29 protein-coding genes and 1 pseudogene are annotated in these 26,783 nt (G+C 33.7%); 7 read left to right on the top strand and 23 right to left on the bottom strand.

Features of this window, described 5'->3' with window-relative positions; genetic code table 11:
• Positions 1–292: 292 nt before the first annotated feature.
• The 4 genes from LZ578_RS06085 to LZ578_RS06070 all read right to left on the bottom strand — a co-directional run bounded on the left by LZ578_RS06085 (position 293) and on the right by LZ578_RS06070 (position 3,181).
• Positions 293–1,639, bottom strand: a complete 1,347-nt coding sequence (locus tag LZ578_RS06085; protein WP_235144256.1) for a glucose-6-phosphate isomerase — start codon at positions 1,637–1,639, stop codon at positions 293–295.
• 24 nt (positions 1,640–1,663) lie between these two features.
• Positions 1,664–2,110 (bottom strand): hypothetical protein, encoded by a 447-nt coding sequence (locus tag LZ578_RS06080; protein ID WP_235144255.1) that lies wholly within the window; start codon positions 2,108–2,110, stop codon positions 1,664–1,666.
• The gene (locus LZ578_RS06075) at positions 2,100–2,495 is read right to left on the bottom strand and encodes a CvfD/Ygs/GSP13 family RNA-binding post-transcriptional regulator (RefSeq protein WP_235144254.1); all 396 of its coding nucleotides are present in this window, start codon (positions 2,493–2,495) and stop codon (positions 2,100–2,102) included. The genes LZ578_RS06080 and LZ578_RS06075 overlap by 11 nt, the downstream gene beginning before the upstream one ends.
• 95 nt (positions 2,496–2,590) lie before the next feature.
• Entirely contained in the window at positions 2,591–3,181 is a 591-nt protein-coding gene (locus LZ578_RS06070; protein WP_235144253.1) for a peptidylprolyl isomerase, read from the bottom strand.
• A gap of 295 nt (positions 3,182–3,476) precedes the next feature.
• Here LZ578_RS06070 and LZ578_RS06065 point away from each other — a divergent pair, with 295 nt between their 5' ends.
• Genes LZ578_RS06065 through LZ578_RS06055 form a run of 3 tightly spaced genes read left to right on the top strand, consistent with a single transcriptional unit; the run spans position 3,477 to position 5,533 of the window.
• Positions 3,477–3,995, top strand: coding sequence for a divergent PAP2 family protein (locus LZ578_RS06065; protein ID WP_235144252.1), 519 nt, complete (start codon positions 3,477–3,479; stop codon positions 3,993–3,995).
• Positions 3,996–4,018: 23 nt separating this feature from the next.
• Positions 4,019–5,011: an NAD(P)/FAD-dependent oxidoreductase gene (locus tag LZ578_RS06060; protein WP_235144251.1), complete on the top strand. Its 993-nt coding sequence runs from the start codon at positions 4,019–4,021 to the stop codon at positions 5,009–5,011.
• An 18-nt stretch (positions 5,012–5,029) separates the two neighbouring features.
• On the top strand, positions 5,030–5,533 hold the full coding sequence (locus LZ578_RS06055) for a phosphatidylglycerophosphatase A (RefSeq protein ID WP_235146411.1): 504 nt from the start codon (positions 5,030–5,032) through the stop codon (positions 5,531–5,533).
• A 43-nt stretch (positions 5,534–5,576) separates the two neighbouring features.
• On the opposite strand, the gene LZ578_RS06050 is transcribed toward LZ578_RS06055, so the two are convergent.
• The 6 genes from LZ578_RS06050 to ybaK form a co-directional block, all read right to left on the bottom strand.
• Positions 5,577–6,206: a TIGR01906 family membrane protein gene (locus LZ578_RS06050; RefSeq protein ID WP_235144250.1), complete on the bottom strand. Its 630-nt coding sequence runs from the start codon at positions 6,204–6,206 to the stop codon at positions 5,577–5,579.
• Entirely contained in the window at positions 6,203–6,697 is a 495-nt protein-coding gene (locus LZ578_RS06045) for an HAD hydrolase-like protein (protein WP_235144249.1), read from the bottom strand. The genes LZ578_RS06050 and LZ578_RS06045 overlap by 4 nt, the downstream gene beginning before the upstream one ends.
• Positions 6,697–6,972 (bottom strand): hypothetical protein, encoded by a 276-nt coding sequence (locus tag LZ578_RS06040; RefSeq protein ID WP_235144248.1) that lies wholly within the window; start codon positions 6,970–6,972, stop codon positions 6,697–6,699. The genes LZ578_RS06045 and LZ578_RS06040 overlap by 1 nt, the downstream gene beginning before the upstream one ends.
• Before the next feature lie 20 nt (positions 6,973–6,992).
• Positions 6,993–7,787, bottom strand: coding sequence for a YutD family protein (locus tag LZ578_RS06035; RefSeq protein ID WP_235144247.1), 795 nt, complete (start codon positions 7,785–7,787; stop codon positions 6,993–6,995).
• Entirely contained in the window at positions 7,788–9,110 is a 1,323-nt protein-coding gene (locus LZ578_RS06030) for a bifunctional UDP-sugar hydrolase/5'-nucleotidase (RefSeq protein ID WP_235144246.1), read from the bottom strand. It abuts the gene before it with no gap.
• A gap of 100 nt (positions 9,111–9,210) precedes the next feature.
• Complete coding sequence (gene ybaK / locus LZ578_RS06025) at positions 9,211–9,711, bottom strand: Cys-tRNA(Pro) deacylase (protein WP_235144245.1); 501 nt, start codon at positions 9,709–9,711, stop codon at positions 9,211–9,213.
• A gap of 201 nt (positions 9,712–9,912) precedes the next feature.
• Between ybaK and LZ578_RS06020 the strand changes: the two genes are divergently transcribed.
• The 3 genes from LZ578_RS06020 (at position 9,913) to LZ578_RS06010 (ending at position 12,282) form a co-directional block, all read left to right on the top strand.
• On the top strand, positions 9,913–10,398 hold the full coding sequence (locus LZ578_RS06020; protein WP_235144244.1) for a cupin domain-containing protein: 486 nt from the start codon (positions 9,913–9,915) through the stop codon (positions 10,396–10,398).
• A gap of 184 nt (positions 10,399–10,582) precedes the next feature.
• Complete coding sequence (gene proC, locus LZ578_RS06015) at positions 10,583–11,386, top strand: pyrroline-5-carboxylate reductase (protein WP_235144243.1); 804 nt, start codon at positions 10,583–10,585, stop codon at positions 11,384–11,386.
• Between the two features lie 98 nt (positions 11,387–11,484).
• Positions 11,485–12,282: an aspartate dehydrogenase domain-containing protein gene (locus LZ578_RS06010; RefSeq protein ID WP_235144242.1), complete on the top strand. Its 798-nt coding sequence runs from the start codon at positions 11,485–11,487 to the stop codon at positions 12,280–12,282.
• Positions 12,283–12,410: 128 nt separating this feature from the next.
• Here the strand turns inward: LZ578_RS06010 and LZ578_RS06005 are convergent, their stop codons facing one another.
• Positions 12,411–12,860, bottom strand: a complete 450-nt coding sequence (locus tag LZ578_RS06005; RefSeq protein ID WP_235144241.1) for a MarR family winged helix-turn-helix transcriptional regulator — start codon at positions 12,858–12,860, stop codon at positions 12,411–12,413.
• Between the two features lie 48 nt (positions 12,861–12,908).
• On the bottom strand, positions 12,909–14,057 hold the full coding sequence (locus LZ578_RS06000) for an AI-2E family transporter (RefSeq protein ID WP_235144240.1): 1,149 nt from the start codon (positions 14,055–14,057) through the stop codon (positions 12,909–12,911).
• A 209-nt stretch (positions 14,058–14,266) separates the two neighbouring features.
• Here LZ578_RS06000 and LZ578_RS05995 point away from each other — a divergent pair, with 209 nt between their 5' ends.
• Positions 14,267–14,626 (top strand): DUF4298 domain-containing protein, encoded by a 360-nt coding sequence (locus LZ578_RS05995; RefSeq protein ID WP_235144239.1) that lies wholly within the window; start codon positions 14,267–14,269, stop codon positions 14,624–14,626.
• Between the two features lie 72 nt (positions 14,627–14,698).
• Here LZ578_RS05995 and LZ578_RS05990 read toward each other — a convergent pair whose 3' ends face one another.
• The 11 genes and pseudogenes from LZ578_RS05990 to LZ578_RS05945 all read right to left on the bottom strand — a co-directional run bounded on the left by LZ578_RS05990 (position 14,699) and on the right by LZ578_RS05945 (position 26,649).
• Complete coding sequence (locus LZ578_RS05990) at positions 14,699–15,700, bottom strand: ABC transporter permease (protein WP_235144238.1); 1,002 nt, start codon at positions 15,698–15,700, stop codon at positions 14,699–14,701.
• A gap of 14 nt (positions 15,701–15,714) precedes the next feature.
• Entirely contained in the window at positions 15,715–16,824 is a 1,110-nt protein-coding gene (locus LZ578_RS05985; protein WP_235144237.1) for an ABC transporter permease, read from the bottom strand.
• 1 nt (position 16,825) lies between these two features.
• Complete coding sequence (locus LZ578_RS05980) at positions 16,826–17,680, bottom strand: ABC transporter ATP-binding protein (RefSeq protein WP_235144236.1); 855 nt, start codon at positions 17,678–17,680, stop codon at positions 16,826–16,828.
• Between the two features lie 17 nt (positions 17,681–17,697).
• Positions 17,698–18,312: a TetR/AcrR family transcriptional regulator gene (locus LZ578_RS05975; RefSeq protein ID WP_235144235.1), complete on the bottom strand. Its 615-nt coding sequence runs from the start codon at positions 18,310–18,312 to the stop codon at positions 17,698–17,700.
• 193 nt (positions 18,313–18,505) lie between these two features.
• Positions 18,506–19,963 (bottom strand): DEAD/DEAH box helicase, encoded by a 1,458-nt coding sequence (locus LZ578_RS05970; RefSeq protein WP_235144234.1) that lies wholly within the window; start codon positions 19,961–19,963, stop codon positions 18,506–18,508.
• Positions 19,964–20,192: 229 nt separating this feature from the next.
• Positions 20,193–20,699, bottom strand: coding sequence for an SIS domain-containing protein (locus tag LZ578_RS05965; protein WP_396326730.1), 507 nt, complete (start codon positions 20,697–20,699; stop codon positions 20,193–20,195).
• 48 nt (positions 20,700–20,747) lie between these two features.
• A pseudogene (locus tag LZ578_RS12690) lies at positions 20,748–20,891 on the bottom strand (MurR/RpiR family transcriptional regulator); the annotation flags it as partial.
• Between the two features lie 145 nt (positions 20,892–21,036).
• Positions 21,037–22,395, bottom strand: coding sequence for a class II fumarate hydratase (locus tag LZ578_RS05960; protein ID WP_235144232.1), 1,359 nt, complete (start codon positions 22,393–22,395; stop codon positions 21,037–21,039).
• The gene (locus tag LZ578_RS05955) at positions 22,395–23,570 is read right to left on the bottom strand and encodes an NADP-dependent malic enzyme (protein ID WP_235146367.1); all 1,176 of its coding nucleotides are present in this window, start codon (positions 23,568–23,570) and stop codon (positions 22,395–22,397) included. The genes LZ578_RS05960 and LZ578_RS05955 overlap by 1 nt, the downstream gene beginning before the upstream one ends.
• Positions 23,571–23,675: 105 nt before the next feature.
• Entirely contained in the window at positions 23,676–25,052 is a 1,377-nt protein-coding gene (locus LZ578_RS05950; protein ID WP_235146366.1) for an adenylosuccinate lyase family protein, read from the bottom strand.
• A gap of 37 nt (positions 25,053–25,089) precedes the next feature.
• Entirely contained in the window at positions 25,090–26,649 is a 1,560-nt protein-coding gene (locus tag LZ578_RS05945; RefSeq protein ID WP_235146365.1) for a PTS transporter subunit EIIC, read from the bottom strand.
• Between the last annotated feature and the right edge of the window lie 134 nt (positions 26,650–26,783).

Raw genomic sequence — 26,783 nt, 5'->3', positions numbered from 1 at the left:
CTGTCAACAATAAAATAAAATGTTTTTTATTTTATTGTTGTATTTATTGTCGTTCTTCTGAATCCGTTTCTTCGCTCTTGCAAACAAGCGACTTAAGAATAATATCATGCGGAAGAGATGATGTCAAACATAAATATGAATTTCTTTTATTTATTGTCAACATAAACTTTACCACTGAGATGCAGGCCTTGTTAACCTGTGAATCTTTTCATTCTTAATTTCGATTGCTTCTATCATGATATGACTTCAATAAAAAAAGAAGAAGCATATGCTTCTTCTTTTTTAAATTCTTTTATAGTCTACTATTCAAATCTTTCGCTAACTCTTCATACCCAGGCTTTCCTAGTAATGCAAACATATTTTTCTTATACGCTTCTACACCTGGTTGATCAAATGGATTAACTCCATTTAAATATCCAGAAATTCCAACTGCAATTTCGAAGAAGTAGATAAGATAACCTAAACTATAAGCATCCATTTTAGGAATGGATAACAACAGGTTTGGAACATCTCCATCAGTATGAGCTAGTAAAGTACCTTGATAAGCTTTGGTGTTCACAAAATCAAGATCTTTTCCTTGTAAGTATTGTAAACCATCCAAGTCTTCATCTTGCATAGGAATATCCAAATTTTTTCGAGGGTTATCTACTTTAATAACTGTTTCGAAGATATTACGTCTACCTTCTTGAATGTATTGTCCCAATGAATGCAAATCTGTAGAAAAGTTTGCACTAGCAGGGAAAATACCTTTTTCATCTTTTCCTTCAGACTCTCCGAATAGTTGTTTCCACCATTCTGAGAAATATTGCATTCCTGGTTCATAGTTAATTAATAATTCAGTGACTTTTCCTTTACGGTACAAAATATTACGGATTGCTGCATATTGATATGCACCATTTTTTTCTAAGTCTGAATCAGAATATGCTTTACGAGCATCTTTAGCACCTTCCATGATTGCATCAATATCTGCGCCACTAACAGCAATTGGTAGTAACCCAACAGCAGTTAAAACAGTAAAGCGTCCACCAATATCATCTGGAATAACAAATGTTTCATATCCTTCTACATCAGCTTCATGTTTTGCTGCTCCACGTTCTTTATCGGTGGTAGAATAAATACGTTTTACTGCTTCTTCTTTTCCGTATTTATCAATCAATAATTTCTTGAATACACGGAAAGCAATAGCAGGCTCTGTTGTTGTACCAGATTTAGAAATCATATTTACTGAGAAATCACGATCACCAATCACTTCAATAAGATCTGCTAAGTATGTAGAACTAATGCTATTTCCTGCAAAAAAGACTTGAGGTGCTTTACGATCTTCTTTTGATTGCAAGTTATTAAAAGTATGGTTCAAAAAGTCTATTGCTGCTCTAGCACCTAAATAGGATCCACCTATTCCGATAACTACTAGAACTTCGGAATCACTTTGGATCTTTTCTGCTGCTTTTTTGATGCGTGCAAATTCTTCTTTATCGTAATTTTCTGGCCAATCTACCCAACCTACAAAGTCTCCACCTGCACCCGTACCTTCACGTAGTGTTTTGTCTGCTGCGGATACTTGTACTTGTAAGTTATCTAATTCATGTTTACCAAAGAACTGTAGCGCTTTTGAGTAATCAAATTGAATATGTGCCATTAAATTTCCTCCATCTCTTTTTGTTTAGTCCATTTCTAATTGCGGTGCGTGATATATGGGAACACCTTCAAAATTACATTCATCCCATAAATACTTTAAATCCTTTGCTCTTCTCCAAAACATAACGTCACTATCTATTAATATGGTATCTGGATTCGCAGGTGTTTCTACTATATCAAATACAAAAAGAGGTGTTTTAGAGTCTTCTTCTTTTATATTTGTTAGATCCATCAAGCGTAATGAATCAGAACTGATCGTGACATGTTGAAGTAATCTTTTCATAATGATCCCCATCGGTGATCGGTCTTCTGTATCTATTAATTCAAAAGGAAAAAAAGTTTCCCTTCTAGATGGTGTACCAGAAAAAAAGATTCTCCTTGTTGATTTGTTACCATAATTGTCCCAGCAACATGATTCTTTCTGGTCATAATCTTTCATCCCTTTTCCATATAATAGTATTTTAATTTCCATTTACCATTTCGGAAATTCGTGATTTCTCGTCCTGTTTTGCTTCTTCAATCCAAACCGGCATTTTATCACGTAAGGAGACAAATCCTATATGAGGAGAATATCGTCTCCTCTTATACTTTTTCCGGGACGGATAAGCTGGAAGCGGCAACTTATCCAAAGCTCTTAAAGACAAGCTAATTTTTTGGGTGTATTCGTCGATATCAATAATTTTTGCAACGACATCCTCATCTTGTTTAGCTAATCCATCTAAGTTTGTAACGTATCCATGCTTGCATTCCGAAATATGAATGAGTCCCTGTGTTTGTTTATCCAATGCTACGAATATACCGTAAGACTGTATACCAGTAATTTTACCGGTAACAACATCTCCTATTCTATATTTCATTATTAATTAACTTCCCTTCACTATACACCTTCATTATAACATGTTTTGTGAAGAAAACGATAGGCAAAAACTCTATAGTCTTCATGAAGTAAACCTTAACCTTCGACGATAACTTCTTCTAATACTACATCTTCCAATGGTTTATCCGCTGCATTCTTTTCAACATCTTGTATTGCATACGCAACATCCAAGCCTGAATCTACTTGACCGAAAACAGTGTGACGATTATCTAACCAAGGTGTTCCCCCTTGTTTTGCATAAACATCAATAATTTCAGCGGGCCAACCACCATCTTTTAGTTGAGAAAGCATGTCATTCGGAACGTTATTTGCTGTTACAATGAAAAATTGACTGCCATTTGTGTTTGGACCTGCATTTGCCATGGAAAGTGCACCATGTATATTGAATAAACCATTGTTGAACTCATCTTCAAAAGACTTATCCCAAATACTTGCTCCACCCATTCCTGTACCTGTAGGATCTCCACCTTGAATCATGAAGTTATTGATGACGCGATGGAAAATAATTCCGTTGTAATATCCTTTTTTAGCTAAACCAACAAAGTTTTCAACTGCTTTAGGTGCACGGTCTGGGAATAATCTAAATTTGATGTCCCCTTTACTTGTTTTCATTGTTACGTTTATTTCATTTTCACTATGTTCACTTACCTGTGGTAATTTTGTCATTATTTCATCTCCTCTTCTCTTTATTTCATCATAAGCTATAAAATTATAAAAAACAACAATCAATAATTAGTAAAGTAAGTTTTGATTGCATTAAAAAGTCCTGAAGCAAGTATATTTCTTCTATCTTATTTACTGATTAACTTAACTTTATATTTTTCACTTACTATCTATTTTCTTTTGAGATTTCAAAATGCAAAGGACTAATCTAAACGACTAGTTAATTTTATTATCAGAAGTAAAAGGTTTCATGTTATTATAGATAATGATTACAACAACTGACGAAGGGTGCGCTTGAATGATTATATTTATGAACTTCCCATTAATTTGTGCGTTAACCGCTATTTTCTTTACGCAAATTATTAAATATCCGATTGCACGATTATTAAAAGGAAAACAGACATCCTTAGCTATTGTTACAACAACAGGCGGAATGCCTAGTTCTCACTCAGCCGGGGTAACGGCTTTGATTACAGCACTTATTCTAGAATATGGGTATGCATCTGGATATGTAGCAATTGCTACTACCTTTGGAGTCATTGTCATGTTCGACTCTATGGGTGTTCGTCGTCAAAGTGGTGAACAAGGAATCGTTTTGGTAGATTTACTAAAGGAATGGAGAATTCTTGCAGAAAATTATATACACAAGTATTCTGATGAAAATCAAACAGATACATTGGAGCGAATTCAAGATAAAAAAATGATTTTAAAAAAATATCTTGGTCATAAACCAGCTGAAGTATTCGTTGGCTTGTTGACAGGCATAGCGGTAGCCTTTGCTGTTCGCTTAATTTATGCTCGTATGGGTATTCTTTAAAAAGGAAATTTGGAGGGTTCGTTTTGAACGAAGATAAAGAGATTTATGATATAACCATCATCGGTGGAGGTCCAGTCGGTATGTTTACAGCATTTTATGCAGGACTACGACAAGCGAAGGTAAAGATTATAGAAGCATTGCCTCAATTGGGTGGTCAGCCAGGGATGTTATATGCAGAAAAAAACATTTATGATATTGCTGCAATACCTGAAGTTACTGGTGAACAATTAGTAAAAGACCTCCATGAACAGATGAGTCGATTTAATACAACCACTGTATTTGAAGAAGAAGCTTTTGAATTAGAAAAAAATGAAGATGGGATTTTTGAAATCCAAACAACAAAGTGTCTGCATTACTCAAAAGCAGTTATCATCTCTTCTGGTAATGGTGCTTTCCGGCCAAGAAAACTGGAAATAGATCATGCAGAAATGTATGAAGATACGAACTTGCATTATTTTGTTAATAATGTAGAAAGTTTTAGAGATAAAACTGTCGCAATTTGTGGAGGTGGAGATTCCGCAGTCGATTGGGCTCTTACGCTAGAGCCAATTGCTAAAAAAGTTATTTTAATACATAGACGTCCACAGTTTCGCGCGCAAGAACATAGCTTGCATTTGCTATCCCTTTCATCGGTTGAAGTAATGACTCCTTTCGTACCTACTCGTATCAATGGAGATGGTGCTACTTTAGATACAGTTGTTTTACAAGAAGTTCGTAAAGAACGGACCGTAGAAATAGATGTGGATGATTTTTTAATTAACTATGGATTTTCTTCATCTATTGGTGGGTTAAAAAAATGGGGTTACCAAGTAAAAGGAAATGCAATCGTGGTAAACTCTAAGATGGAAACATCTATACCTGGTGTCTATGCTGTAGGAGACATCTGTACGTATGAAGGAAAAGTGAAACTAATTGCATCTGGATTCGGCGAAGCACCTACTGCAGTAAATAATGCCATGGCCTTTATTAATCCAGATACACGTGTGCAGCCAATGCACAGTACGAGCCTATTTTAAAAGGAGGAAATAAAATTGATAAAAAGTCACAGTGAATTACATGAAAGAGCTTTAGAGTTGTTAACTATCCGGGGAATTGATTTGGATGATATTGCCGATTTAGTACTCTACTTACAAAAAGATTATGTACCTGGTATCACGCGTGAAGATTGCCGGAAAAATGTGGAAGCAGTCTTAACGAAAAGAGAAGTTCAAAATGCGATTATTACGGGAATTGAATTAGATATGTTAGCTGAAGAAGGTAAAGTATCTCAACCCCTGCGAGATATTCTTGTAAATGATGAGGGTCTCTACGGAATTGATGAAATTTTAGCTTTATCGATTGTAAATGTTTATGGATCCATTGGATTTACTAATTACGGATATATCGATAAGGTAAAACCAGGAATTCTTCAAGACTTAAATGACCGTTCTAATGAACAATGTCATACTTTTTTAGATGATATTGTGGGAGCAATCGCCGCTGCAGCAGCAAGCCGAATTGCCCATGATGATCCAAACAAAAGTGAAATTATGAAATAATAGAAAAAAGACACTTCGAGAAATTCGAAGTGTCTTTTTTCTATTATTTTACGGTTTTTCTTTTCGCCCATATATAAAGTGCCCACAAGGTTATTTCTAGAATTAAGAAAACAAGAACAAAACAGTGCATAAAAAAATCTTGTGGTAAAGCAAGGATAATTGGATCTGATTGAGCATCAAATATCCATGCATCATTATTAAAAAAGATTTCGTGAAATAGTACAAAAAGACGATTGAAATTAACAAAGATAAAAAACAATAAAATATTAGGTAAGATCGCCATTATCTGTAATGGAAGAACCATCTCCCAAACTCGACCTTTACGTTTTTCTTTGATAAAGAAAAATGAAAGAACACCAGTAATCAATAAGATCACATAGTCGAGTTGAAACAACTTTTTCACTTCATAAAAATGAAATAAACCATTTTCTGATGATGGGAAATTTGGCATGGATAACTCTTCTATCCAAGGAACGTTTAGATAGTTAATCAAAATTCGATAATTATCAACTAGAATATCTTTCGATAGCCCTGTCATCTCCTCAATATTTAAAAAAGAAATTTCAAAATGATAAAGAGGAGTAAAATTAATAACAAAGGCAATTGCAAATGATAGAATAAATAAAAAGATAGCAAGATATCCAATGAAATTTCCGAATTTTCGTATCATCATAGCTGCCACTCGCTTAAATCCTCGATGATATGAGTCGGTTTTTCTTCTTTAGCTTCTAAATCAACTCGTTGAGTAAATCCAGTTAAGGTTAAAATGGTGTCTATTCCAAAATGGATTCCCGCAAGGATGTCTGTATGATAATTGTCTCCAATCATCACTACTTCATCTTTTTCTAATCCCATCATTTGAAGAGCTCCTTCCATAATAGGTGAATGAGGTTTACCTATTATAGTAGGTTCTTTTTGAGTACTTGCTTTTAGAAAAGCAGTTAGTGAACCTGAACCAGGAACAAAACCAAATTCTGTTGGTAAATTAGAATCGGTATTGGTTACAACGAATTCGGCACCTTTTCGAATTGCCATACTTGCATCCATTAACTTCTCATAGGTTGTATCACGATCCAGAGCTTGAATAACAACCTCCACATCATCTTTAGTTACAATTAATCCAGCTGTTTTTGCTTGTTTAATTAAAGCAGCTTCTCCTACCACTAATGTTCTTGCTGCTGGATGATTTTTTTTACATAATCAATCGCAGCCATCCCACTCGTATATACATGGTTTTCATCGGTATGAATGTCACACGTTTCTTTCAAAAATTTCACGACATCTTCTGGCTCTTTTGTAGCATTGTTCGTCAAAAATAAAAATGGGATATTTTTTTCTTGTAATTCTTCCACAAATAGTCTTGCAGTCAAAATCGGCTCGTTTCCATTATAAACGGTGCCATCTAAATCAATTAAGTATCCTTTATATGCTTTGTTCATCATTTCCTCCCTATTTTCTATTATTTATGGTTTTTTTCATCTTTTACCGTATGAATTTTGAAATCTGCTTTTGGATTTTCTTGTTCTACTGCAATTGTTTTATTATTTTTAACTTGAGTCTGTGGTTTTTTATTTTCAGTTTTTTTAATGACAAAACCTTTACTTTGATTAGGTGGTGTTTCTTTTTTATTTTTTGGAGATACCTTATTAGAAGGACTCGGTTTCTGCTTAGGAACAACAGGAGTATGTACTTTGCGATTACTACTATCATTCTTCATATCTGTTTTTCTTGGTTGTGTTTTTTTAGCTTCTGGTTTTTGTGGTTCACTTTTTTGGTGATCTACTCGTTTCGTTTTTTTCTTTCGTTGGCTTTTCGATTTCTTACTTTTCTCAGATTTCTCTTTTTCTAAAACAAAATACGCACAACCAAAGTTACAAAACTCAAATAAATAATCTTCTAAAAAGTCAATTTTTTTGTCAAAAGGTGCTCGATTATTACTTTCATCAAAGAACCCTTTTAGACGCAATTGATCATATCCCCAATCACCTACGATATAGTCATACTTATTAAGAATGCTATTATGTCGTTCAACAATTGCATCCACTTGAAACGCATCTCGATAATCAACTACGACTTCATAGACTTGATTTTCAATTTTTACATGAGTATCATCAATCTTTGTAACATTTGATTGATTTAAAATGACTGGTTCAACTTCCTGTTGCTCTTCTACCTCGGTAGTAATATCCTCTAGTTTAGAAGCAATCTGTTCTTTCAGTATTTTCTTTTCTTTTTTACTTTCTTTTTTTAACATTTAATCGCCTCTTTTACAATTCATAATTGGAACGTGTTCTTCTAGATACCATCCGACTACTTCTCTTAAAAAATAAGGAAATAGCAATTCATTTCTGCCTTTATTCTCTATAGAAGGAAAAAAATCCACGTATCGATAATGATCTACTGTTACAAATGATAATTCTTGTTCATCCATTATTTTTTTACCTGCATATAAAATAGTATGTGATTCTGGTAGAACTTCTATTCCTTTGTAACACAATTCACCGAATACTTTTCCTCTGAATCCCATTCCCATTACTTTTCGAGTTCGTAACTCTTCTCTTTGTCGTTCCATTCCCCAAATCATTTCTTTGAAGTCTCTTCCATTCATTCGGCACACGATTAACTTCATAGGATGTGGAAGAACATGATGCAGAGTTTGTTTGGTAATGGTTCCTTTGGGTAAGTCATCTAAAAAAAGTCCAGAGTTCAAAATTCCAATCTGTACTTCTGCATATTGGGTAATCGCATCAAGTCCTAAATCTACTAATGCAGTATGATGATTCCAATCTGTTTTCAAAGAAAAAGGGAGTGTCATAATTTCTTCTTGACGTAAGAGATCTTCTCCTCCAATAAATAATCCCTCTATTTCATTAGCATCCTCTGGCACATCGGGAAGGAGGGAGCAGTCAATCAGTTCCGTTTCCATCTTTATACGCTGCTTGTCCGATAAGGTGAACGTCGTATGTCCTACGTAAGTGCCCCACTTTCCTCCGCCAGTTAGTAACGTCTGTTCAATCAACCTTCCGGTAGGTAAGACATGATGAGTGTGGGCACCAATAATTAAATCAATATCTTCGTACATTTCTGCCATATGTTCATCTTCTATAATGCCCATGTGAGATAGTAAAATAATGATGTCTGTCTTCGGGGCCAATTCTTTTAATAAATCTGGCAAAATTTCAAAAGATTCTTTTGGTTGCCAGCCATTCGGGAGATAACTTAAATAAAGAGGAGCTGTTAAACCAATGATCCCAACACGAACACCGTCTGTTGTCGTACGAATGACATACTCCTCTGCCCAATCTGGTATTTTTTGAGTTTCTATATCAAAAAGATTCGCTAAGACAACATCAACATTTGCATGATCATAGAGTTGATTGAGAATTCTTTTTGGGTTTCCAATTCCTTCATTATTGCCAATCGTTACCACATCAAAAGGGACGGTATTCATTAACTCAATATTAGCTTGTCCATCGGTTGCTTCTGTTAGCGGATGAACTCGATCTAGAAAGTCCCCTATATCAAAAAACAAAGCATCTTCCGATTGTTCTTGATGAAAAGCTTTTCGACTGTTCAAAAAACGTCTTATTTTTAGGGCCAATTCTCAAAATGGGAGTGCAAATCATTTAAGTGATATATATGTATTTTTTTCATATCTCTCACCTTTACTCTCCTCTTTATGATTTCTTATTTGGAACCGTAAAATCTCCTAGTCCCGCATTTGTAATCTCTACTAACTTTTGAGGTTCCAGTTGAATTTGAACCCCTCTTTTTCCTGCTGAAACGATTATAGATTGCTTTTCTTTTATATGATTTGAAAAATAAGTTGGGTATTCCTTCTTCATTCCAATTGGAGAACACCCACCCCGAATATAACCAGTTATGTCCTCCAATTCTTCAAGAGGTAAAAGATGAATGGATTTATTGCCGCTTGTACGAGCAAACTCTTTTAAACTAATCTTCTCGTTAGCGGGAATAACAGCCACGGTTACACCGGTTCTATCTCCTACGGTTACAATCGTTTTATACACGGATCCTCCACTTTTTTCCATTTGCTTTAAGACATGCTCCGCATCTAAATGGTCTTCGGACCACGTATATTCATGAACATCATAAGCAATATGAAGTTGGTCTAATTTTCGCATCGCATTTGTTTTTGGGATTTTCTTTTTTCTCATTTTAACACCTTCATTATTAATATGACCATTTTACCATATGTAACGTTCTTTTTTTAGTTTATTAAGAGAATCCCTTAAAGTCCTTTATATTTAATAATGATATCACGATCTAACCTAAGACTTGTACCTATATCTTCTCTTTCCTTCCGATTAACTTTACTCTATGATGATAGTACAAATGATTTCTAAAGGAGAGTTTTCATGGAAACAGCAGAATATTGGATTAACAAATTAGATTTACAGCCTCATCCTGAAGGTGGCTATTACAAACAAACAGATTATTCAAAAGTGACTTATTCAAATAACGATAAAATTTTACCCTTATATACAAATATTTATTTCCTTTTAACTCCTGAAAGTCCCTCTCATTTTCATGAATTAACTTCAGATGAATTATGGTTTTACCACACAGGGGCTCCCTTAACCGTTCATTCTTTACATAAGGATGGAAGCTATACCCAAACAGCTTTAGGTATAGATAATGGTCATTCCTTACATCACAACGTTCTTGCTGGAACAATTTTTGGTTCAACGGTAGAAGAAGGATACTCCTTAGTCAGTTGTACGGTCATTCCAGGCTTTGATTTTGATGACTTTACCCTATTCACAAAAGATGATTTAATAAAACGATATCCAAATCATCAAGAGATTATCAATCGTTTAGCCTATGAGCAGTTACCTGAATGAAAATAAAAATTAAATATAGAATGGTAACTTTAGGTTAAGCAAGAACCAAAAATAAAGTTACACGACCACAAAATGTTAAATCTTGACATTAATATAAATCAATGGTAAAATTATAATTAAATTTACCATTATTTTAGAATAATTTAATGTAAAAAAATATTAGTTTTACCTAAGGAGAGTATATATGATAAAAGTAGGATTTATAGGAATTGGAAATATGGGAAGTGCCATGGCCAATGGACTAGTACAGGCTAACGACATTGATGTATATGTCTATGATATTGATGAGAAAAAAAAGGCTAAAATGGATAAGAATAAAGTTAAGATATTAGAATCAGTTAAAGAAATTTTTGATCACTCTAAATATGTTATATTAGCAGTTAAACCGGATGTTTATAAACTGATATTTAAAGAGATTAAACCATATATTACGAATGAACACATCATCGTTACTATAGCACCTGGATTTTCAATTCATTCAATTAAAGGATTTCTAGGACAAAGCACTAATGTAGTAAGAACTATGCCCAACACACCTGCTTTGGTAAGGGAAGGTATGACAGCCTATAGTTTTGAAGAGGGAGAAATTACGGAAGAAGATCATGAGGAAGTTAAAAAAATATTTTCTTCTTTTGGAAAATATATTAAAATAAATGAAAAAGATATTGAAGCCTTTATCGCAATTGCGGGTAGCTCACCAGCTTATGCATATGTTTATATGGAAGCAATGGCAGATGCCGCGGTATCTTTTGGTCTCGCAAGAGATGTATCTTATCAGCTAGCAGCTCAAGCATTAAAAGGAGCAGCTCAAATGGTACTAGAAAGCGGAGAGCATCCTGGAGTCTTAAAAGATGCAGTAACTTCACCGGGTGGTGGGACCATACAGGCTATTCTAAAACTAGAAGAAACTGGCTTTAGAAGTAGTATTATCCAATCAATGAGAGCGGTTTACGAAAAATCAATCGAACAAGGAAAATTAAGCGAATAATTCTTGAGTTAAAACCTTAAATTGATGTTTCAGTCAGTAGGTAATTGATTAATTGTAGAGATGCTTTACCATATGTTAAATAAAAAATTAAAAAAGGATTGGACTATGAAAAAAAACGTTTAGCATTATTAGGATGTGGATATTTAAATCAAATTGTGGCAAATGCTGTAATAGATGGCACTTTACCAGAGTATGAAATAGTTGGTGTTTTAGCAAGAAATTCAAAAAAAGCAAAAGTCTTTGCTGATCATTTTGGCTGTGTTGCCTACTCGAATATTGAACAACTAATGGATCTTAAACCAGATTTTGTAGCAGAAGCAGCTAGTGGACAAGCGGTTACAGATTACGCTGAAACAATTTTAAGTGGTGGTTCAAATATCATTATACTTTCAGCTGCTCCATTAGCAGACACCAAATTCTTTGAACAAATCAAAAAAACAGCTGAAGAAAATAATGTGAAAATCTATCTACCAGGTGGTGCAACAGGGGCTTATAATCTTCTCCAAACAGCTGCATTAATGAGCAAAACACCAATAGATGTTACTATAACTTCTAAAAAGTCACCACACTTTATCAATAGAACGCTATTTAACAGTGAGAAATTGATGGAGATTACGAAGCCTGAGAGAGTTTTCACAGGATCAGCTAAAGATATTTTAGAAATAAACCCCTATGTATTTAATGTAATCTTTTCAACATCATATGCCAGTGCAGGACTGGAAGACACTAAGTTTAATATTGATGCAACTCCCCAATTTTCAGGTGATGATTACAGAATAGAAGTCATAGGCGATGATGTACAATTAGATTTAAATATTCTGTCCCAGGATTACAGTATTGCTGGTTGGAGTATTGTTGCTATTCTTAAGAATGCAGCATCAACAGTTGTATTTTAATAGGATGTAATACAATTATCCAATGTACTCTTTTGGATTCTATTATTTACTAAATTAGGATAAAATAGTAAAAAGACAGTTACCGTGTATTAGGTAACTGTCTTTTTATGAAGAAATCTCTTTATTTTCTACTTCTCATTAATCCCTTTTGCATGCAACCCAATTTTTTTCCCTAATTGAATATACATTTTTAATTCTTCCGGCTCTAAAACAGAGAACAGTTCTTCGATATCTTTTTGATTAAGGGGAAAGATTTCATCCATCAATTGGCTTCCTTTATCTGTTATCGCTATGTTCATTACTCTTCGATCAGTTTTCCCTTTTGTCCTCGTTACTAATTGCTTTTGTTCTAAACGATCAATCACATAGGTCATACTGCTACTTGCCAGTAGTATTTTCTTTCCGATATTTTGGATAGGCTGTTCTCCTTTATGATAGAGTAGTTCCAACACTCCAAATTCTGACGTATTCAAACCGAATTTTGCAACACTTTTTTGGATGCTCTCTTGTACATATTGTGAAGAACGCATAAGAACAGCAAAAGCTTTCAGTGAGTCATTCTTCGCTCTATCAGTCATATGAACCCTCCTCTTCCTATTAGTACTTGTTCAAACAGGCAACAAAACCTACTCGGTAGGTGCCATTTCATGATTAGAGACCATTCTTTCTTTGTACGATAAATATCGCTTGCCTAATTTATACAGACTAGCAACAATCGGAATCCCTAAGAACATTCCAAGGACTCCAGCAAGCGATCCAAATACCATTACAGAAGCGAGTACATAAATTCCAGGGAGTCCTACTGAATTTCCGACAACTTTCGGATAAATTAAATTACTTTCAATTTGTTGTAAAACGATTAGATAAACTAAAAAAACTACTGCAGATAAAGGATTTACAGTGAAAACCATGAATACCCCTATCGCACCCCCTACGTATGCACCGACAATCGGAACGATATTAAATACGCCAACAAGGGTTCCTACCATCAAGGCATATGGTAATTGTAACAAGAACATCCCAATAGCACACAGTCCTCCTAAAATAACTGCCTCTACACTTTGTCCAGCTATAAAAGCCGTAAATGACTGATGAATCAATTGCAAGGTCGTATCCAAACGAGATTTATGTATAGGTTTCAAATATACCTTTGCAATTCTTTCATACATTCCTATAAAACGTTCTTTATCCAATAAAATATAAATAGAAAAGATAACGACTAACAACAAATTAAACACACTACCCAAAACAACCGTAATAACATTGAACGTTGTCCCTAATACATTTCCGATTCCATTTCCTAAAAAGGCAATTCCGTTTTCTAATAATTCTTTCCAATTTATCTCCATACTCTCAATTACATTCGTAATTTCTTGATTGTTTCTAAATATATTGACAAGGAAACTTTGAATTTCAACAAAATAAGTAGGAAGATTAATCAATAAAACATTAACTGCTTCCGTAATAACTGGAAATACTAATGCGATCAACGTATAGATGATTAGAACAATAAACGTTAATGAAAGAAATAAGCTCATTACTCGTTTGTATTTTTGAATAATTGGACCCTTTATTTTAGAGATCCCTTTTTCAATTCGAACCATAACAATGTTAACGATATAAGCAAATGCTGCTGCAAACATAATATTTGAAAAGGCTATCCAAAGAACGTGCACCATTCCGATTAATCGGTCAAAATTTATGATAGCTAGTACGACTAAAGCAATAATAAAAATATACTTCTGAATTATTTTTTCTGTTTTAATAGTTTTCATATCATTCTCCATTCTGTTTATAATTTGATTATACAGTACTTATAAATAAAACCTCCTACAAAAGCTAAGTTAAGAAAAATATTCAATATCATATAAATTGACATCTTCTTTTATATTTTTTAGTATAGATAAAGAATATACTAAAATAATAGAGTAGAAGTTATATGAATAGGTAACTCATCTACTTAGTGGAGGCGAATTTGCGTAGGATGAGTGAAAATGTAATCCTTTTGCAAAATATCATGACAGAAAAAAATAATTTCTCACCTCAGTACGAAAGAGTTCAAAAAATGCAATTCATTTTAAATGATATGATAAATACGATACAAAGATTTGAAAACGTCTTGAATGAATTAGAATCAAAACAAGACTCGTTACAAGCGCTAACCCGTTACTATGGAGATGAAAAATGGCATCAAGATAGACAGTCTTATGATGAAGGAAAATTTCCAGAAGGAAAAGACTACTCCGTATTAGGAGAAGACTATACTTTTGATATGCTAATTGATCATCATCAATTATCAATACGAATGCTAGAGGTTGCAACTACAATGATTAAACACTTCTAAAGATTCAAAATAAACGCTATAAAAAGGAAAGAGACACCTACTTTTATTTAAGGGTCTCTTTTTTTGTATCTTCTATTGTAATCCTTTTTTTATTTTTGGAGCAAGGATTAAAAAAACAACTCCACTTATTAGAAATGCAATTCCTGCATACACACTCACTTGTTGCCACGTTCCACTTTGAGATAAAATAAGATCATTTCCTTTATATGCCCAGTAAAAAGGATCCCAATAAAAGAATTTTTGCCATTTCTCACCGAGTATCTCCACCGCCAATACTCCTGCTATTAAAGGTAGAAATAGAAGTTTAATACTTCCAGCAGCAGTAATAATATCAGAACTCGTTAATCCTTGAATAAAGCCAACGAGGATACTTAATAAAGACGTTACGATTAAGATAAGTAGAAACTGCAATAAATTTATCCCACCAAATCCAGTAATAAAAATCAAAGCAATGCTCCCGAACAAGGAAAAGATTACACCCATTACACTTTTTCCAAGAATATACTCTAATTTCGTTGTCGGAGTAACATTGATGGCTCGAATGGTACGATCGACTTTTTCCTCTACAATATTTAAAGCAATTAACATTCCCGCTAATACTGATATAAATAAAATCGAAACATTCACTAAAACTTTTTTAAGTGGAGGAACGGTTCGATTAAACTCAGTCAATTTACTGTTGGAATCTTCAACTTTAATATCTAAGATATAAAAACTTTGAAGTAACGTTGCATAATCTACCATTTCCTCTGGTTCATTTCCTTGTGTCATCAAATAGTAATCATTACCCTCTGGAATAATTCCAATTAGATGGTCTCTTTTTTCTACTCGTTCCTGTACTTCTTCAACCGTATCAAATCGTTCTACTTTAGCAAAATCTTCTAAATATTCGATTTGATCAGAATGATTTCCATTTACTAAGGCTAGACTAACCGTTGTTTCATTAATACCTGGAGTAAATATATTAATGAGCATTGCAAAGATAATCGGAACGACCATCACATAAAGGGAGATAAAGTCCTTCATATTTACTTTTACATCTCTTATAAAAATGTTCCCTATTTTTTTAAACATATCAAAATCCCTCCTTATCCTGCTAGTGTTTTTTTATAACGTCTATTTGAAAAGAAGAATAAAAGAAATCCTGTTAAAAGAAATCCTCCAGAAATCAATAAAACATATTTAGTATCTGGAGTATCTAGCAAGATAGATTTAAACCCTTCTAGCATTAGATAAGTGGGAATGAACTTAATAAAGTTAGGATTCCAACTAGGCAGGAAATAAGCAATGTTTGGAATAATCATGAGCATCATAACCACATATATCGTTCCAAAGGCTTGCATAATATTTTCATAAAAACTAGCTATCAATAACCCTAGCGAAGATGAAAAGAATCCTGTTGCTAGTAATAAGATAATAAGTAAAAAATAATCGGGTTGAAGTCCCATGATTGGAATTAATACAATCAAGCTAGATATAAAACTAGTTAAAATAATAACGGCTACTTTACTCATTAAGTAATGCCATACGGGGGATGGCGTTACTGCGTATGCTTTAATAACCCCTTCTTGTCGATCTAGAAAAATATAAGCAGCAATAATGAAAAGCCCCATCAAACTTCCATTAAATACTAAAATAGTAGGAATCATATTTTCCTTATCCGTTAAAAGTTGATGATCCGTTGATAAGGGTCGTACTTCTTGATTTTGCATCGTAGTTTGTATGAACTCAGACGATTCTACGTGTAAAATACTTAAAAGATTTTTAAATCGATTGGATTCATAGCCTTGCAGAAAATATTCATATTTCAACTGATTTTGATCATCCATTTCAATAACGGCAGCCATTTTCCTTTCTGTTTCTGCCATATAAACAGCATCTTCTCTACTAGTTAGAAGATAAATTTCCTTATCTTCTGTACTAAATAAGAATGCGGGTTTTTCTACTTTATCTATATTAACAGTGACATCCTCAACTTTACCGTCTAAATCATTTTCAGATATTTCATCCATAAAGAGTTCTCTAGATTCAGTGGGCATATCTAAATAAATATATTCAGTTCCTTTTGTTTGAAACTGATCAGGTACGAAAAACAGAAAAGTAAGTAAGATCAAAACTGCCATAAAAATTTCAATATAAAAATAAAAGCCTCGAGAAGCAATTTTCAATTCTTTTACAAAACTTGAAAAGAACTTCATATTACGACAGCCCCCTTCCCGTTACTTTAATAAATATTTCTTCTAGTGTTGCTTCTTTTGTATGCATCGTTTGAATATCATGATGCTCAATAATTTCTTGTAGAGCTTTTTTATCTCGAGGAAGAATCGTGGAGAAAGTTTTCTTAACTACTTCATCATTTTCAAGGTATTCCACTTCTACGAGCTTGTCTCCATATTGAAGTTTCAAATTTTTAGGAGAATCGATTAATTTGATTTCACCATCCACAATAAAGGCTACTCGATCACAAAGTTCATCCGCAATAAACATATTATGAGTGGTTAGAAAAATAGTAACTCCTTCTTTATTTTTTTGCTTGATAATATCTTTTATATCTGCTGCAATAGAAGGATCAAGACCTGTTGTCGGTTCATCTAAAAACCAAAGCTTGGGTTGATTAATCATGGATCTTGCAAAAGTAAGTCGGTGTTTCATACCTTTCGAAAACTCACCCGCTTTTACATTTTCTTTTCCATCTAATCCGACTAATTTCAATAGTTTCATAGAATCAATTGTCGGTACATCGAATAATTTAGCATAAAAATCTAAGTTTTCCTTGGCAGTTAATTTACTATAAACGTTTGATTGCTCAAAACTCATGCCGATTTCATTAAAACGTTGTTTCGACATTTCTTTAATATTATAGCCTGCAACTTCTACTTCACCTTTTTGAAGTTGTAAAAGTCCTGTTAATATATTTTGTGTAGTAGACTTTCCAGCTCCAGAAGGTCCTAAAAATCCAAATACTTCTCCATCTTTTACTTCAAAACTAATATCTTTCACTTGAAAATTCTCATCATCATTATAAGAATGGGATAAATTTTTAACGGTAATCATCAGTAAATGACTCCTCTCTATTTATAGAAACTGGTTCTTAACATCTCCATATAAACAAGTAGATCCTTCTCAATTTTTCTGGCATCAAATTCTAATTTTTTATTTTCCATTTTCTTCATATCTTCGCTATACTTTTCTAATGTCCACCGAATAATATTCATTGCTTTTTCTATATCGAGATTTTCTTTAAAAAGTGAATAATCTATATTTAATGTATATACTTGACTATACAATTCAACCGGAAAGTCAGGATAAATCGCCATCATTTCTTCTAAACTTTTATCTTGAAATACAACGAGAGAAAACTCGCTTAAGAAAGAATACTTTTGAAAAACAGTAAACTTAATCATTGAAATTTCTTTCATCCGTAAAAAAATATCTGATTGATCCCAATCTAACTTTTCAACAATACTATCTGTAATCACTTTTATTGCAAAATATTCTAGGTATTCATATAACTTTTTTTTACTACCAAAATAATGGAACAAGATTCCTTTTGATATCCCAGCATCCTCGACTATCTTATTTGTGGAAGCTTTCTGGAAAGTGTTTTTACTAAATTCTTTCATCGCACTATTTAGAATCTTTACTTTTTTTCTTCTTCTATATTTATAAGTGGATCTTGCACCCAATTCTCATCCTTTCTTGTTACTCTTCGACCAGTTCGGTCAATTCTATTTTACTCTTATTGACTGAGGTAGTCAATAAGGGTAATTTAAATCAAGTATTGGTGTTACATTCCAAATTACAGTTGGAGAAAAGAACAATAAAATTAATTTAGAATCAACACAAAAAAGGTTAGGACACCTGTCCTAACCTTTTTATTTATTTACGTGCTTTATGAACTTTTAATTTCTTTCCTTTAACTGTTCGGTTTTGCATTTCAGAAATAACATAACCGCCTTTTCCGTTTAGGACTTCAATATACGTTACATTTTCCTGAATCGTTATAATCCCAATATCTTCAGCAGTAACATCATTAATACTAGTTAAGGTACCTACAAAATCAATGGCTCGTAGTTTTTTCTTTTTACCTCCATTGAAATAAATTTTAGTAATATCTTTATTCAATTCTTTATTACGGGCAATTCGTGGAGCTGTTCTAGTCTTTATCTTCTTTTCAAAAGCATCTTTTGCACGACTAACTGTACGTTCACTAGGAATCATTATTTCTATAATCTCAGCTTGGTCGTCAAAGACATAGTCTCGGACTTCCTGCCATCTTCTTTTATCATTTTCGCTGACCATCGTTAACGCAAGTCCCGTTTTTCCTGCTCGACCTGTTCTTCCAATACGATGTGTGAAGCTTTCCTTTTCAAAAGGAACATCATAATTGATTACGTGAGTAATATTTTCAATATCAATTCCACGCGCAGCAACATCTGTTGCTACTAAATAGCGAAGCTTTCCAGAACGGAAATCATCCAGTACTTCAAGACGATCTTCTTGATCCATACCACCATGTAACTTATCCACTGGTAAGTCTGCTTTACCTAAATACGCATCTACCTCATTGACCGTGTCTTTCATATTACAAAAAATGATACAAGCATCTGGATTTTCAATCGTCAACAAATCTAGTAATAGTTTCTCTTTAGAAGCATCTTGAACTCTGATGTAGGATTGTGAGATTTTTGGAGCATTCTCCACATTTTTTTCCATTTTAATAGAAACACGGTCACTCGTCATATGAAAACTTGCTAAACGAGCTACTTCTGGAGGCATTGTAGCTGAAAAAAGCATCGTTTGACGTTCTTTTGGTAAGTAGTCAATAATATCTTCTACTTGATCGATGAATCCCATATTTAGCATTTCATCTGCTTCATCTAAAATTAGATTACGGACTTCACTCACTACTAGAGTTCCTTCTTTTAGGTGTTCCAGTATTCGTCCAGGAGTCCCTACAACGATATGGCTTTTTTGTTTGAGTTCGGATTTTTGTATTTTAAAAGGTGATTTTCCAAAAACGGCTGTTACTTTAATTCTTTTCAATCGACCAATATTCATAATATCAGCCTTAATTTGTAGAGCTAGCTCTCTCGTTGGGACAAGAATTAGTGCTTGGGGTTTATTTTCTTCCCACAAAACTTGCTCACAAAGTGGAATTCCAAATGCCGCAGTCTTTCCGCTGCCTGTTTGAGATTCTACAATAATATCTTGTTTTTCTAAAGCTAACGGAATAACTTCTTCCTGTACGAATGTTGGACGGTAATAACGCAAACTCGTAAGTGCTTTTACTATTTCAGGACTAATCCCGAATGATTCAAATGTTTTATTTTTCATATTCTCCTACCTTCTTTTTCTTCGCTGAACCAGTATATCAGTATTGCAGATAAAATGGCATTTTTTACTGATATTATCATCTTTTTATAATAACATGAACTTTTTTAAAAAAATTGATATTTCTTTTATAAATTATACACGAATGGTTGTAATACTTTTTCCAAGAGAGTAGAAATAGAACAGTCTTACATCGACGGATTATCGATGCAGGGCTGTTCTAATAAGTAATTTATATTTTTGTAGAAATACTTAATTGCTCTTTGATTGTTCCTATCATCAAGTCAACTAATAGAAAAAAACCTATTCGAGAAATTGAATCATCACGTTTAGTATCCGTCTCATCAGTATGAGAAAACAGTCTTACATCTGCGTAAGAGGCTAATATATTAGATTGAAAAGAAGTTAAACTAATAACCTTTGCTTTTTTCATGTGGACTTTTCTAGCTGTATCTATAATTTTTTTCGTATTTCCTGATAAGGAAATCAAAATAATTACATCATCTTTTGTTACTAAGTTTGTAAAAGATTCAGACAAATTATAATCTTTAATAAAAAAGCAATGAATTCCTAAAGAAAATAGTAAATGCTCTAGATAATGCCCAACTGCTTTACTAGTCCCTCTAGCCATAATAAAAACATTTTTTGCTTTTAAAATTTCTTCTGCACTACGAGTTAAATCGTTATCTGATACTAATGAAAAAGTTTTTTCAATACTTTGCTTTTTATTTTCACGAATCGATTGTGTCCCATTTTTTTGAGAAGGAATTTTCTCTCTTAATTGTTGATTAATATAAAATTTTAATTCTTTAAAACCACTAAATTCTAATTTTTGAGAAAGATTAATAATAACTGTTTTAGAAACGAAAGCTAAATCAGCAAGCTGTTTAATTGTTAGATAAGGAATTTCTTCTAAGTGATTGATAATATAAGTAAGTGCTTTTTTTCACTCTCCGTTAGATCATCGTAAGTGTCTATAAATTTTAGCATCCTCAATCATCCTTTTTTTAGATGTAATCAGTATAGCATATCTCCTTACATCTACGGATTGATTTTATTACTATTATCCTATGAAGTTAAATCATTGATTTCGGATTCAACCAGAGGTCCAATTCTTCATTCGTAGCATAACCTAATAATAGTGCGGAATCTTTTAAGGTCAAATTCTCCAAAAGGGCTTTTTCAGCAATTTTAGCTGCTTTTTCATAACCAATATAAGGAGTAAATGCTGTGACTAGCATTAAGGAGTCCTCGACATATTCTTTCATTTTTTCCTTATTGATAATTATTCCTTCTAAGCATTTTTCTCTAAATGAGTTCATTCCGTCAGCTAATAACGTTATCGTTTGAAGAAAATTATGAATCAGAACGGGTTTATAGACATTCAATTCAAAATTACCTTGGCTTGCAGCTATTTGGATCGTTGTATCGTTTCCCATTATTTGAACAGTAATCATAGTCAACGCTTCCGCTTGAGTTGGATTAACTTTTCCTGGCATAATCGAACTACCAGGTTCATTGCTAGGTAAAGTTAGTTCTGCTAATCCATTTCGCGGACCACTTGCTAACCAACGAATATCATTTGCAATCTTCATCAAATCACTTGCTAAGGAACGTAAAGAACCATGAACAAAAGACAATGGTTGATGACTGGTCAAAGCAAAAAATTTATTTGGGTCATTAACAAACGATATTTCTAATTCCTGTTCCAATTCTTTGCATATCTTAATACCAAAGCCTTCGGATGCATTGAGACCTGTTCCTACTGCTGTTCCTCCAATTGCTAATTTTAAAAGTGATTCGCTACTTGATGTAATTGCTTTTTGACTATTTTCAATCATACACTTCCAACCACTTACTTCTTGACCAAACGTAATGGGAGTTGCATCTTGTAAGTGAGTACGACCTATTTTAATAACATCAGCGTACTTCTTCTCCATATTAGATAAACACTCTACCCATTTTTCCATTTCTGGAAGGAGTTTATTTTTCAACTGACTTATCGCTGCTATATGCATAGCAGTGGGAAAGACATCGTTGGAACTTTGCGAAAGATTTACATGATCATTGGGATGGATTTCCCCAGTAGATGAAGCTAAATGAGCAATTACTTCATTCACATTCATGTTTGTTTGTGTTCCACTGCCTGTTTGCCATAAACTTAATGGAAAGTGCACCATATATGTGTCCAAATCACTTAACAACAAAGAACATGCTTCTTGAATCCAAGTTGAATGCTTAGCAGAAAGTTTCCCTTCTTTTTGATTAACAATTGCACAAGCTTTTTTCACCTGAATGAGTGCTTCTATCAATGATAAAGGCATTTTTTCAGACCCAATATGGAAATTTTCTAGACTTCGTTGCGTTTGTGCTCCCCATAGGAATTCTTCTGATACAATAACTTCTCCCATTGAATCTTTTTCTATTCTACTCATTAGATTTGATTCACTCCTGTCTCCTTTGCAGCTCGGGACACATACTCAGCCACTTGTTGAGCTACTTCTTTATTCAAAGCATCAGGAATAATATATTCTTCAGATAATTCATCATCCTGAACCATATCTGCAATCGCATGAGCAGCTGCTATTTTCATTTCATGATTAATTGTTGAAGCTCGTACAGAAAGTGCTCCTTTAAAAATTCCTGGAAAAGCCAACACATTATTAATTTGATTAGGGAAATCAGACCGTCCTGTTCCCATAACTTTAACCCCTGCTGCTTTTGCGTCTTTATACATAATTTCAGGAATTGGATTCGCCATCGCAAAAACAATAGGATTTTTTGCCATTGATTGAATCATTTCTTTGGTCAGAATGTTACTAACGGATACACCAATAAAAACATCTGCATCTTTTAAAGCTGCACGTAAATCCCCTTGAACATTTCTTGGATTCGTTCTTTCTGCTAATTTTCTTTTGTGTAATTCTAAAGGAACCATTCTATTCTCTGCCAAAATACCATTTTCATCACATACTACTAAATCTTTTACACCCATTTGCATTAATAAATAAATGATTGCTGTTCCAGCAGCACCGGGACCATTTAATACTACTTTTAAGTCTTCCATTTTTTTACCAATTAAGCGTAAACTATTTATAATTCCTGCAGTTACTACGATTGCAGTTCCATGTTGATCATCATGAAAAACTGGTATGGGTAATAACTCATCTAATCGCTTTTCAATTTCAAAGCAACGTGGGGAAGAAATATCTTCTAAATTAATCCCTCCAAAAGAAGGAGAAATATTTTTTACGGTAGAAATAATTTCTTCTATACCTTTTGTATCTAAACAAATAGGAAAAGCATCTACTCCTGCAAATTCTTTAAAAAGAATAGCCTTTCCTTCCATTACAGGCATAGATGCTTCTGGACCGATATCTCCTAAACCTAAAACGGCTGTGCCATCTGTTACAACTGCCACTAAATTTCCCTTTGAGGTGTAACGGTATACATCAGAAGGATTCTCAGCAATTTGTCTACATGGCTCAGCAACGCCAGGAGTGTAAGCTAAGCCTAAGTCTTCTCTTGTATTGATTTCAACTTTACTTTCGACGGATATTTTCCCTTTTTTAAATTCATGCATATCTAAACTCGCTTGATTCTGATTCATTTTATTCTCACCTTTCTTACTCTTCATTCTTCAATGTTTATGTAGAAAGAGGCCTCTAAATTATTTATATAGAGGCCTCTTCTAATGATGTTATTCAATTATATCTTACTTTTTTCTGTAATATTCTTTGATTTCTTGAGCCATTTTTGCTCCACGTTTAGCCTCTTTTTCTGCAATTTCAACAGATAACCCTATATAATTACTTGGATCAATCATATTTCGTACTTCTTCTTCAGTAAATTCCTCCGAAATTAAATCATTAGCCATTAAATTAGTATAGAAATCTTCCCCATCATTTGCAGTCTTCATCGCAATTTCATACATCAAGGAGTGAGATTGATCTTTTCCTAATTTCGTTGCTAATTCCATCATCACATTCTCAGTGTTATCGAGACCTTTATTTCTCCATACATTATGTAGCATACGTTCACGGTGCGGCACCATTGTTCGCGTTAACTCTTCGGTTCGTAACAAGACCTCTGTTGTTAGCTCTAATGCTTCTTCTAGAATGCCATCAAATAGCATATAACTACTACTATCACCTTCATAAGGTCGAACGGATGAATACATACCTAGACCTGGTAATGAATATAATTTTTGAGAATTTGCAACAATCCCTTTTGCGAGCTTCGGATTGATTTTATGTGGCATTGTGCTACTTCCAACCGTTCCTTCACGGAATCCTTCTGAAACTTCTGCAATCTCTTCTAATGTTGTACTATATACTTCTTCAGCTATTTTATGACAAATATTAGCCATCAAAGATAAATTCATCATATACTCAATTTTATGCGTACTAATATTTCTAGAAGGAACCTCCATTGGATACATTCCAGTTAATTCAGCAACTCTCTTTTGAACAGTTGGACCTACTTCGGGCATAGAACTAAAGGTACCAACCGCCCCTCCCATCATGATTTTAAATACTCGTTTTTCCACTTCTTGCATTCGTTCGTAACATTCAATAAATTCACTAATCCAAACAGATACTTTATAACCATATGTAATTGGAGTAGCATGACGACCATGTGTGCGTCCTGCCATCACCGCATCTTTGTTCTCTTCAGCTAATATGCTTAGGTTTTCTAAGATTTCTCCAATTAACTGCATATATTTATGATGAACTTGTTTGACCATGTATAACTGTGAACTCTGCTGAATATTTTGTGTAGTAATTCCATAATGGATATATTTACCGCTCTCTACTGGACAAGCTTTTACTAATACTTTTAAAAAGGGAACAAATCCATGTCCAATTTCCCGATAAATTCGATCCATTTCTTCAAAATCAATATTTTCTATTTTTGCAGCTTCTTTTATATCTTTAGCAGCTTGTTCAGGAATGAAGCCTTCTTCAGCCTGTGCTTCTGCCAATGCTGTTTCAAATAACAACCATGTTTTATACTTCTCTTCATCAGAAAATAGATGTTTGATTCCTCTATCATCCATCGTTTTGCTTTTTGAATCATATAATGCTCTCATTCTATCCGTCCTCCTAAAAATCATTTTCTACTTTTCTTTATTTTGATAAGGCCTCATCCACTGCATTTCGAACAAATTCTACCTGAGGACCATATACAATATGAATATGTTTATCAGCTGGGAAGAAAAATCCTGTAGAACCTGATTTTTCCAACAAATCTTTATCAACCGCTCTTGGATCATTAATATCAATTCGTAAGCGTGTGATACAGTTTTCTACCGTTTCAATATTGTTTCTTCCACCTAAAGCTTCTACAACAATTCCTGCAATTTCATCGTATCTTTTTTCACGAATCAATGTATTATCTAGATTTTGTGATTCTTCTCTCCCAGGTGTTTTGATATCATATTTTAAAATTGCCCATTTAAATAGGAAATAGGTTAGAATTCCCAATCCAGATCCTATTAAAACTAAGAAAATCCAGTTTGTACGTTCATATAATAGACCAAAGATTGCAAAATCAAAAATAGTACCACGGATATAACCAATCCCTACGTTTGCTAAAGAAAGTAACACTGCCCCAATTCCTACAATACCTGCATAAACTACAAAGAGTAAAGGTGCAATAAATACAAAAGTAAACTCTAGTGGTTCCGTAACATTTCCTAACATTGCAGTTAAAACCATCGTAATAAGCATAGAACGAACTTCTATCTTATTCTCTTCTCTAGTGGTTTTATACATAGCAAAAGCAATTCCAGGAAACAAGAATAAAGTTACAAGCATCTGTTGTTGTGCCATAAAACGAGTCAATTCAGGCATCATAGACCAATATTCAGTGTTCGGCCCTTGATTAAACAATACTTCATTCATAGCGGGTACGACCCCAACAAAAGTTTGACCATCAATAATATATGATCCTCCCGCTTCGGTGAAACGGAACAAAGCATTCCATACATGATGCAAACCAAATGGAATAAATAAACGTTCCCCTGCTGCCGTAAAGAAAGGTCCCATCGTACTTAAAAATACAACAGATAGCTTCATTAAGGCACCTACAAATATTTCCCAAATAAATGGTAGCAAAGCACCAACCGCGATCATGATACCAATTGTAATAATTGGAACAGATTTTTTTCCAGAGAAGAAAGCAAAAGCAGTCGGTAGTTCCAAATTGTAAAACTTATCCGTTGCCCATGCTCCAATTAACCCTGTGATAATTCCACCTGCAGCACTAATATTCATTGTTTGAATACCTAATACATTAATTTGTCCGACTTGGGTCATAATTTCGGGATCAGCCATTTTACCTGTCAGAGTTAACCAGACGTTCATAGTAATAATAAGAGTTAAGTAACCAGTAACCGCAGCAAAAACAGATATTCCTTTATCTTTTTTACTCATCCCATATGCAACCCCCATTGCGAATAGGAGAGGAATATTATCAAAAACAACACTAGCAATGGTACGAATACTAATTAAAAGTGCATTAACACTATCATTACCTAAAAAAGCAAACCGCTCAATCATATATGGCTGTACAAATGCACCACTAATTCCTAAAATCATTCCAACAGGTGCTAATACACCGATTGGCAATAAAAGTGTTCGTCCAAACTTTTGTACAGAATCACCAAATCTCTTTTTTCTCGCCATTCTAACCGCTCCTCTTTTTAAGATAGGTATAGCTTATCACTGATAACATGCCAATAAAAGCGCCATCAATATATTTCATATGACCAAAGTCAGATATTATGACATAGGTCATATATGACAAAAACACCTGAAAT

The sequence above is a fragment of the Jeotgalibaca sp. MA1X17-3 genome (assembly GCF_021513155.1).
Taxonomy (GTDB): domain Bacteria; phylum Bacillota; class Bacilli; order Lactobacillales; family Aerococcaceae; genus Jeotgalibaca.
This window is presented reverse-complemented; position numbering and strand designations above follow the sequence as displayed.